Origin of the sequence: Micromonospora deserti (assembly GCF_003236335.1) — a bacterium.
GTDB classification, from domain to species: domain Bacteria; phylum Actinomycetota; class Actinomycetes; order Mycobacteriales; family Micromonosporaceae; genus Micromonospora; species Micromonospora deserti.
On record NZ_POUB01000230.1, the window covers coordinates 1 to 9485 of the forward strand.

The following is a 9485-nucleotide window of genomic DNA, read 5'->3' on the forward strand; positions in this document are numbered from 1 at the left end:
TGGGCATCAGGTCAATCAAGACAAGCGCGGAGGTCATGAAGGTGATCATAAAGCCGGGCCTGGGCGGCGGCAGCCCTGGAGCCTCATACCCATTGACCAGCTCAGACTTAGGACTCATTCATCTAGGCCTGTATGTCGATGAGTAGATCGGCATGGGTCACCCCTGCAGCAACCCGAGAACGCAATGACGTGTGCCACGAACGAGGAATGGTGATCGCAATGTAGGTAGGAGCGATTTTCAGGAATCGATGCTGTGCAGGAGGTGAAGGTTGGCCCTTCGAAGTCGCCTTTCGGGAGGAGGCTTCAAACCGCCACATGCTGCGTTGGCTGAAGACCGTCGTGTGTGTGGGCAGCCGCCGCCGTTAGACTCCGCGCGTGATGGAGGAGACATGGCATGGGGTTCGCGATCGGGTGTCACGGTTGCAGGACCTGCAGGGCGCTGGCCGGACCTTCGCCAGCTTCGCGCATGGGTTTGAGTTGGCGCCCTCGCTGTCGGAATCAGAAGTAGAGGATGCGGAGCGCGCCTTCGACACTCGGTTGCCAGATGATTACCGTGGTTTTCTGCTGCACGTCGGTGCCGGTGGCGCAGGTCCTGCCTACGGCGTGCTGAGGCTTCGTCGCGCGGCGGATGCGTGGGAGTGGGCTGCGGACAGCACGCATCGAACCGACACTGACCGGCTGGCTGAGCCCTTCGCCCCTCAGCACATCAACGGGTCGCCGATCGACCCGCTTAGCCTTCGTGTGCCGAACCAGTACGACTTCGAGTACCGCGACGACTACGAGGTCGCGCATCGGCGGTGGGAGGAAACGGTGTGGCACCCGGGCCGCACCGCTGGCGCAATCTGCCTGTGCGACGAGGGCTGCCTTCGCCGCTACTGGCTCGTCGTCACCGGAGACGAACGTGGAACAGTCTGGCGCGACTACCGCGTTGACGCCATCGACCTTGCCCCGCTGATCGACGCGCACGGACGCCGGCTCACCTTCGCCAGGTGGTATCTCGGCTGGCTTAATGAGCTCGAGGAACAAGCGAAGTCCGTTGAGCGCATACGCTGACATCGACATGAACGTGCGAAGATCGCCGTTCAAAGGTTTCGCTCGTTAGGGAGTCCGCCTTCAGATCCAGCCCATCCGCGCACCATGCGGACCGGGGTGAGTCTGAACCTGACCCTTGACAGTTGTCGACACGCCCGAGCCGCGATCATGAGCGGTTGACACCGGCACGCAACGCCCCGCCCCACGTCGCGATGCGAATATGTATACTTTTGGGGTTTCGGCTTGCCCACCCTTGCGACGCGAAATGCGGACCCAATGCGTACCGAGACGTGGCCCCACGGGCGACATTGCTCCTGGTAGAACGGCCGGCGGAGCGCTTCGGGGAGGTGCACCGCAAGTGTGGGTTTGGAACGTGCGGCCTGACCGCTGCCGTCTGCGCGGTGTCCGGCGGGACGGCGCGGCGCCCGGACGTCGAGGGTGAGTAGTCCGAGCCTTCCGCCATCCGGCTCTGGCCAAGATCGGCGTCCTGCCCCGTCCATCGGCAAGCCGTCGCACGGTGAGACTCGGGTGGATGGTGGCGGTCGTCTCCTGCCCTTTGGGTCGCGGGCACCTCGATCCTGGCTCAGAACTGGCCGGACGCGCTCGAAGTGCCGTGTCGGGACTCGCAGACCGTCGCCGGCGAGCGCCTCCTCGCCCCCCACCTATTCGTCAAGGAGGTGTAGGCGGTGGGCGGTGGCGCTGGCCTCGCCCCGGCTGTTGACGCCGAGTTTGGCCAGGATGTTGGAGACGTGCACGCTGGCGGTCTTCGCGCTGATGAACAGTTGCTCACCGATCTGGCGGTTGGACCGGCCCGCTGCGACGAGATGGAGCACTTCGATTTCGCGTTCCGTCAGCCCGAGGCGTTCGAGTTCTCCGGTACGGGCGCGCGGTTCGGCCTGTGCGCCGAGCGAAAGTTTGCTGCTACGGGCGAGTAGACGGACCTGTTCGGACAGTGACTGGGCGCCGAGGCGGTCGGCTTGTTCAGCGGCCGCCAGGATCCATCGCCGTGCGGTGGGACGGTCGCCGACGCCGAGGGCTGCTTCCGCGGCGCGCAGCCGTGCGCGGGCGGCGGGGTAAGGGCTGCCGACTGCGTCCCAGGCCTCGACCACGTCGGGCCAGGAAGTGGCCGGTTCTCCGGTCTCTGCCGCGAACTCGGCGGCATATGCCCGAAACAGCGGGGTGTGGGTGGGGAGATGGGCCGCGACGGCACGCAGCGCGTCGATCGCACCATCGCCGGTGGCGGAGCGGAGCTGAACTCGGGCTCGCACCCGAGCGTGCGTTTCGATCCGGCCGCCGATCGTGACCAGTGGCCAGGCGTACAGAGCGAGGCTGGTGCTGGTTGCGGCGGGCAGCGCCGCGGCGATGGTCGCTTGCGCGGCACCGATCCGGTTTTCGACAAGTGCGATCTCGGCTTCGAGCCGGGTCGCCGCCAGGGCTGCCGGGCCGGGATGGGACACCGGGCCCAGCAGGGTACGGGCGAGGGACAGTTGTTCGCGTGCGGTTTCGATTTCGCCGCGGGCGAAGGCGATCTCGGCGCGCAGGGCGTACAGCGCAGCGCTGAACACGTTGGGTGGGTCCATGTCGAGGGCAGTCGCGCCGGTCGATTCGGCCTCGTCCCACCGGCCGACGGCGGCGAGCGCGGCGCAGAGGTGGGCGGCGAGCAGCGCCCCGAGGGTTCGGCTGACGCCTGACCGGTACGCCGCGTGGAGACCGGCGTGCGCGGCGTCGATCATGGTTGTGTAGTGCCCGAGGCTGGCCAGGGCCTCGGCGATGTTGAGTTGCGCCCTCGCTACCTGCACCAGATCGTTGTGTTCGTTGGCCCGGTCGCTCGCTGCCTGCAGGGTCGCCAGGCTCTCGTCGTAGGCGCCGAGTTGGCACAGCACCCAGCCCAGCGTCGTACGGGCGTTAACCGTCACCTTGACGTCGCCCAAGTCGGCGGCGAGTTGCGCCGCCTCCTCAGCGGCGTCCCGGGCCCGGGCGGGATGCCCGCGAAGCGCGAACACCGCAGAGACGAGATCGAGCACGCTCGTGCGAATGTGCGCAGGTGCGGCGGGCAGCAGCCGAATTGCTTCCTCCACCGACGTGAGCGCGCCATCGCGGTCGAGATTGTGCAATGTCATACCGCGATGGGCGAGCAGCTTCGCGGCCCGGCCGGGCTCCCGCGCCTGGTCGATCTCGGCGAGCGCCCGGTCGATCAGGCCGAGCGCGCGATAGTCCTCCCCGGCCCAGGTCGCCGCGCTGACAGCCGTCTCGAACAGGTCGAGCCGGTTGTGCCCGGACAGCTGTTCTGCACCGGGTACACGCGGCCACAGGTCCAGCGTGCGCTCGATGATCTGGGCTTGCTCGGCGCGGGCGTACATGTTCCCGGCGACCTCCGCGGACCGTACCAGCGCGGGCAGCGCTTTTCGGTCCTCGCCCGCGCCGTGCCAGTGGTGGGCGATCTGTGCGGCGAGCCGATCCGCCGGCACCGTGCTGGGATCGGCCTCGATCGCTTCGGCATACCGGCGGTGCAGCCGTGCCCGCTCCGCAGGCAGGAGATCCGCGGCGGTTATCTCGCGCAGCAACCCGTGCTGGAACTCGTATCCCTCCGCGGTAGCGACCAGCACCTGCACGGCCGTGGCGGCCCGTAACGCGTCCAGCAGCCGCACCTCGTCCAGGCTCGCGGTGGCGGCGAGCAGGCGGTGGGGGACTTCGCGCCCACCGACGGCGGCCAGCCGCACGATGCGCAGCGCGGAAGGGGGGAGCTGTTCGACGCGGTGCAGCAGCAGGTCGCGGAGGGAGTCCGGGACGTCACCGATCCCATCGGCCTGGGCCAGTTCCTCGGCGAACAGGGCGTTGCCACCCGACCGGCGGTATACCTCGTCGACCAGCGGCCGGGCGGCCGGAGCGGCGCGCAGCCCGGCAACCAGTTCGGCGATCTCGGCCCTGGAGAACCTTGCCAGCTCGCTGCGGCGTACTCCGCGCAGGCGCTCCAGCTCAGCGAGGAAGGGGCGCAGCGGGTGGCGGTGGTCCAGATCGTCGGTGCGATACGCCATGATCGTCAGGACGCGCGCGGCTCGCATGGTACGGGCCAGATACCCCAGCAGATCGCGAGTTGAGCGATCGGCCCACTGCAGGTCGTCGATGACGAGCAGTACGGGGCGCTCGGCGCCGAGCCGCCGCAGCAGAGCGGCGAACAGGTCGAACATCTGCGCCTGGCTGCTTGGGGCCGGTGCCGGTGTGCCCAACTCCGGAAGCAGCCCCAGCAGGGCGTCGGCGCCCGGCAGCAGAGCCGGTAACGCTGCTTCGCCCATCTCTTGGACAAGGCCGCGCAGTACGGCGGTAACCGGCGCGAGCGGAAAGCCCTCCACACCCAGCTCGACGCAGGCGCTGGACAGGACCCGCATCCCGGACTTCGCCGACGAGTCGGCGACGTGCCGCATCAGGCGCGTCTTGCCGATTCCGACCTCGCCGCCGAACACCACGAACTGTGGCTCTCCGGTGTGCGCGAGCCGAACCGCCTCGTCGACCGAAGCCAACTGATCCCGCCGCCCCACGAACACCTTCAACCCCACTTGATCGAGGGTAGGCAGTCCCTGAGGCGGAATCTAAGGCGGTGGCTAGGGCAGTTGCCCGAGGCGCGGAACCCCCTGATCCCGGGAGGCTCAGTCTATCCAACGCATGCCCTCCTGGAGGCCGATCATGAGCGTCATCTCGACATCAGCGGGAGCCCGCGACCCGCACGTTGTCGTGCCCTTCGCCGACGGGACGTCCGGGGTGGCGAGGCTCAGCTTCGACAGCGGCCTGGCCCAGCTTGGTCTGCGCGTGGACGAGCAGTTGACCGGACTGATGGCGGCGGACTTCGCCCACCCGCTGCCGCTGGTCTGGGCGGCCGGCCACAACGTCCATGTCGAGTACCCGCTGGGCTCACGGTTGCTACACCAAATGGGCCCCAACACCGTACGCCTGAGCCCAGCAGTGCCGTGGGCGTTCGATGTGCACGGCGGCGCCGAACACCTCGACGCCGACCTCACCGGCCTCGATGTGCGTTCGGTCGCGTTCCACTCCGGCGCAACTCACCTGCGGCTCATCCTGGGCTACCCGACGGTATCGACCACGATCCGACTCACCTCCGTGAAGGACCTTCGCGTCGATCGTCCCGCCGACGTACCGGTACGGCTGGAGATCGGAAAGGGCGCCACCAAGGTGATGCTCGACGACCGGTGGTTCGGCGCGGTCGGCGGTGGGCTGATCGAACAGTCGTCCCGGCCACACACCGGCGACCGCTGGTACCAGGTGATCGTGTCCGGCAGCGCCGACACCGTGACGATCGGCGCGGTCGCCTGATGGGGTCGCTGCGCATCACCCGCCGGTCGCTGTTGAAGATGGGACTCATCGGCGTCCCGGCCGCCACCGCTTCACTCGGCGGCGGGTTGGCGGTGGCGTGGGCCGCGGCCGACACCACCACCGCCGGGCGACTGAACTTCACGAACCGGCTGGCCATACCGCCACTCGCGACGAGCCGCGCGGACGAATCCGGCCGCCGGGTATTCGACCTCCGGACGACCGCAGGTGAGCACCAGTTCCGCCCTGGGCGAGCCACCGCCACCCTGGGCGTCAACGGGGGGCACCTCGGGCCGACGCTGCGGGCAACTCGGGACGAGACAGTGGTGATCAACCTACGCAACGCCCTGTCCGAACCGACGAGCCTGCACTGGCACGGTATGCATCTGCCCGCGGCGATGGACGGTGGGCCGCACCAGATGATCGAGCCGGGCGGTGTGTGGACTCCCACGTGGCGAGTCGCCCAGCCGGCCGCCACCCTGTGGTATCACCCGCATCCGCACCAGCAGACCGCGCGGCACGTCTACCTCGGCATGGCCGGCCTGTTCATCGTCGACGACCCGACCACGCCGGCCGGCCTACCGAGCCGGTACGGGGTCGACGACATCCCGGTCATCGTCCAGGACAAGCAGTTCGGCGACGACAATCAACTCGACGACAGCGAGGCGTTTTGGACATCGATGGGCATCCTCGGGGACACGATCTGCGTCAATGGGACGCTCGCGCCGTACCACGATGTCACTACGGAGCGGGTGCGGCTGCGGCTGCTCAACGCCTCGAATGCGCGGATCTACCGGTTCGGGTTCTCGGACGACCGGCCGTTCGCGCTCGTCGGCACCGACGGAGGGCTGCTCGCCGCCCCGTACGAGACAGCCCGGATACAGCTGACCCCCGGGGAACGCGCCGAAATCGTCGTAACCCTGCGCCCGGGCGAGCGTGCCGTCCTGCGCAGTTACCCGCCGGAGGTCGGCACCAACGTCTGGAACGCCCGCTTCAGCGGCGGCCACGACACCCTCGACGTCCTCCAGTTACGCGCCGCGACACAACTGTCCCCGTCGCCTCCGCTACCCGACCGGCTCGCCGACCTCCCTCGGACCGACACCTCCACACCCGCCGCAATCCGCACCTTCCAACTTTCCGGATACTCCATCAACGGCGCGCGGATGGACATGAGCCGCATCGACTTCGCGGTGACCAGGGATACCACCGAGGTTTGGGAAATCACCGCCATCGACGAAGCGCCGCACAACTTCCACGTACACGAGGCACAGTTCCGGGTCCTGTCCGTCGGCGGCGCGCCACCACCGCCGGAGTTACGCGGCTGGAAGGACACCGTCCACACGCCACCGAACACACCCGTCCGCATCGCCCTGCGGTTTGGCGACTACGTCGACCGCAACACCCCGTACATGTACCACTGCCATCTGCTTTACCACGAGGACCAGGGACTGATGGGCCAGTTCGTCGTCGTCGAGCCCGGCCAGTCGCCCGGAAAACCCCACCACAGTCGTTGAGGAAAGAGGACATCATGAAAAAGGCATTGATTGTCGGTGGTGGTATCGGCGGCACGGCCATGGCCATGGCGTTGCAGCGCGCGGGAATCGAGTCTCGGATTTTCGAGGCGTACGACCGGCCGGCAGAATACACGGGGCTCTTCCTCAACGTCGCGTCCAACGGGTTGGACGCGCTGCGCGCCATTGACGTCGAGGTCGTCGAGCGCGCTGACGGATTCCCGATGCCCCGGATGGTCATGTGGAGCGGCACCGGCAAACGGTTGGGCGAGGTCGCCAACGGCATGCCCCTCCCGGACGGCACCGTCAGCGTCTGCGTACGGCGCGGCGCACTCCAAAAGGCACTACGGGAGCAGGCCCTCGACCGCGGCATCGGCATCGAGTACGGCAAGCGCCTGGAGACCTACGAGGTCACCGCCGACGGCGTCGTCGTCGCCAAGTTCACCGACGGCACCGACGCCGCGGGCGACATCCTCATCGGCGCCGACGGCATCCGCTCCCGTACCCGCCAAATTCTTGACGCCAACTCGGCCAAGCCGCGGTTTACCGGCCTGGTCGGCGTTGGAGGGTACAGCCGCGCAGATCTCGCACCCACCACCGACACCCAACACTTCATTTTCGGCAAGCGGGCGTTCTTCGGTTACCTGGTACGGGAGTCCGGCGAGACCTACTGGTTCGCCAACCTGCACCGCTCCGACGAACCCATCCGCAAAGAACTGGCTGCCATCCCGACGGCGCAGTGGCAGCGCCAACTGCGTGACCTGTTCGCCGATGACCTACCGGTCATCAACGAGATCATCACCAACAGCGTCGGGGACATCGGCGCCCACTTGGTCTACGACATCCCCACCAGCCCTGTCTGGCACCGCGGCCCGGCCGTGCTCATCGGCGACGCGGTACACGCCACCTCACCCTCCGCCGGCCAAGGCGCTTCCATGGCCGTCGAGGACGCCGTCATCCTGGCGAGATGTCTGCGCGACGCGCCGGACATCAACGCCGCCTTCACCGCCTACGAACAGCTGCGCAGGCCCAGGGTGGAAAGGGTCGTCGCCTATTCCAAGACCCTCTCCAACAGCAAATCCGCTGGCCCCGTGGCGCGGGTCTTCCGCGACCTCGTGATGCCCATCGCCCTGAAACTCTTCGCCGGCCAGAAGTCCCATGCCTGGATGTACACCCACCACATCGACTGGAACGAAAAGGTCGCGATGCACGTGGCCTGAGGTCGATATCGACGATACCAAAACGAGAGATAGGTGCACGTTAAATGCCATCGAGTATGTCCCATAATTCCGCCTCGCCGGTGCCCGGCCGGGTGGCATCCGTCCTGCTCTGGCTCCTGGTCGTCTTCGTAGGAGTTCAGTTCGGCGCCGGCTTGTACGAGAAGATTGTCGTCGTGCCACTCTGGGACGGCGTGCCACCGCGTGACGTCCTCCCCGCCATGGAACGGTCGGGCATGTACAACGCCGGCCGTGCTTTCTGGCCGTTCGTATCACCGGTCGTCGCACTGCTTGCCGTCGCGAACATCGTGGCGTGGCGCGGCAACCGGGCCAACCGGCGCTGGGTGCTGGCGGCCGGCATCACCATGCTGGGATACGCCATTTTCAGCTACAGCTACTTCGTTCCCCAGATGCTCATGTTGCAGAGCTCCGCCGGTTCCTGGCCAGAATCGAAAATCTCCGTGACAGTCCAGTGGTGGACCAGCTTGAACTACCTCCGCATGCTCCTCGGGGCAGCAGGCTGGTTCTGCGCGCTCCGGGCGCTGTCGCTGGCGGCCGCCAGCAACGGCCGAGGATACGGAGGTTGAGAGTCTGACGTTCGTTTGATCATGGTGGTTCGGGGTCCTGGGTCATGCCGGTGGGCGAGGAAGCCGGCGATCAGATCGGATTGGAGTTGGACGGCCCGTAGGCGTTGCGCATCAGGTCTGCGAGGTGGTCGACGTCACGGGCGGCGGTGTTGGCCAGGCCGTGTTTCACCCAGGACCAGACGCCTTCGGTGGGGTTGAGGTCCGGGGCGTGGGACGGCAGCCTGACGACGGTCAGCCAGTCCCGACCCGCGATCAGAGCGCATAGCGCTGACGTTCACGGTGAAGTCGGCCCGGGTCGCGGTGCCAGCCCTGTTGGGCTGGTCCGTTTCCCCCGGGCCGCTTCCCGAGTGAAGTGGGCCGCCGGCGAGGTGCCCATGGTGTGGGTCCTTTTCCGTCGGCCTCTTCCCGGTGATCCGGACGCGGTGCTGATCGCCGACGAGACCGGCTTTCTGAAGAAGGGCACCAAGTCCGCCGGGGTCCAGCGCCCGTTCTTACGCTCCAGCGACGACAGCAGCCCCCGCACGTAACGCGGAGGCCGCGACACAGCCGGCCGCCCTGGGCCAGCGTGAGCAGCGCTTGACCGGCCTGCTCGAACGCGGCGAGCACCGACATGTCACCGATCATGGCCAGCGCCAAACGCAACGAACTGATCCGCGGCGTGATCACGATCAGCGGTGAGGTCCAGGGTGCGGTGGTGGTGAGGTTCTGCTGGTTGCTTCGGGCGCGGAGGAAGGCGTGGGCTTGTCGTATCCGGTCGGCGATGGTCGCTGGTGCGGTGTTGGCGATGTGTTGTTTGAGTACGGCCCATATGCGTT

At 67.4% G+C, this 9485-nt stretch carries 7 protein-coding genes and 1 pseudogene; 5 read left to right on the forward strand and 3 right to left on the reverse strand.

Features of this window, described 5'->3' with window-relative positions:
* Positions 1-378: 378 nt before the first annotated feature.
* On the forward strand, positions 379-1053 hold the full coding sequence (locus tag C1I99_RS24595; RefSeq protein WP_325049235.1) for an SMI1/KNR4 family protein: 675 nt from the start codon (positions 379-381) through the stop codon (positions 1051-1053).
* Positions 1054-1694: 641 nt separating this feature from the next.
* On the opposite strand, the gene C1I99_RS34855 is transcribed toward C1I99_RS24595, so the two are convergent.
* Entirely contained in the window at positions 1695-4586 is a 2892-nt protein-coding gene (locus tag C1I99_RS34855) for an ATP-binding protein (RefSeq protein ID WP_111136571.1), read from the reverse strand.
* 127 nt (positions 4587-4713) lie between these two features.
* Here C1I99_RS34855 and C1I99_RS24605 point away from each other — a divergent pair, with 127 nt between their 5' ends.
* From C1I99_RS24605 to C1I99_RS24620, 4 genes are all read left to right on the forward strand, one after another.
* Positions 4714-5358 carry a hypothetical protein gene (locus C1I99_RS24605; RefSeq protein WP_146604042.1) on the forward strand — a complete coding sequence of 215 codons (645 nt, stop codon included), beginning with the start codon at positions 4714-4716 and terminating at the stop codon, positions 5356-5358.
* The gene (locus tag C1I99_RS24610; RefSeq protein WP_111136573.1) at positions 5358-6869 is read left to right on the forward strand and encodes a multicopper oxidase family protein; all 1512 of its coding nucleotides are present in this window, start codon (positions 5358-5360) and stop codon (positions 6867-6869) included. Before C1I99_RS24605 ends, C1I99_RS24610 begins: the two co-directional genes overlap by 1 nt.
* Positions 6870-6883: 14 nt before the next feature.
* Positions 6884-8086, forward strand: a complete 1203-nt coding sequence (locus C1I99_RS24615) for an FAD-dependent monooxygenase (protein ID WP_111136574.1) — start codon at positions 6884-6886, stop codon at positions 8084-8086.
* Positions 8087-8178: 92 nt separating this feature from the next.
* Positions 8179-8670 carry a DUF1772 domain-containing protein gene (locus C1I99_RS24620; RefSeq protein WP_233512692.1) on the forward strand — a complete coding sequence of 164 codons (492 nt, stop codon included), beginning with the start codon at positions 8179-8181 and terminating at the stop codon, positions 8668-8670.
* Positions 8671-8740: 70 nt separating this feature from the next.
* Here C1I99_RS24620 and C1I99_RS34635 read toward each other — a convergent pair whose 3' ends face one another.
* Together C1I99_RS34635 and C1I99_RS34860 are read right to left on the reverse strand one after the other, a co-directional pair.
* Positions 8741-8926 (reverse strand): transposase, encoded by a 186-nt coding sequence (locus tag C1I99_RS34635; protein ID WP_111136576.1) that lies wholly within the window; start codon positions 8924-8926, stop codon positions 8741-8743.
* Between the two features lie 416 nt (positions 8927-9342).
* A pseudogene (locus C1I99_RS34860) lies at positions 9343-9485 on the reverse strand (IS630 family transposase); the annotation flags it as partial.

Coding starts and splice junctions, on each gene's coding strand:
- C1I99_RS24595 (WP_325049235.1), top strand. CDS start 379: ATGGAGGAGACATGGCATGGGGTTCGCGATCGGGTGTCACGGTTGCAG.
- C1I99_RS24605 (WP_146604042.1), top strand. CDS start 4,714: ATGAGCGTCATCTCGACATCAGCGGGAGCCCGCGACCCGCACGTTGTC.
- C1I99_RS24610 (WP_111136573.1), top strand. CDS start 5,358: ATGGGGTCGCTGCGCATCACCCGCCGGTCGCTGTTGAAGATGGGACTC.
- C1I99_RS24615 (WP_111136574.1), top strand. CDS start 6,884: ATGAAAAAGGCATTGATTGTCGGTGGTGGTATCGGCGGCACGGCCATG.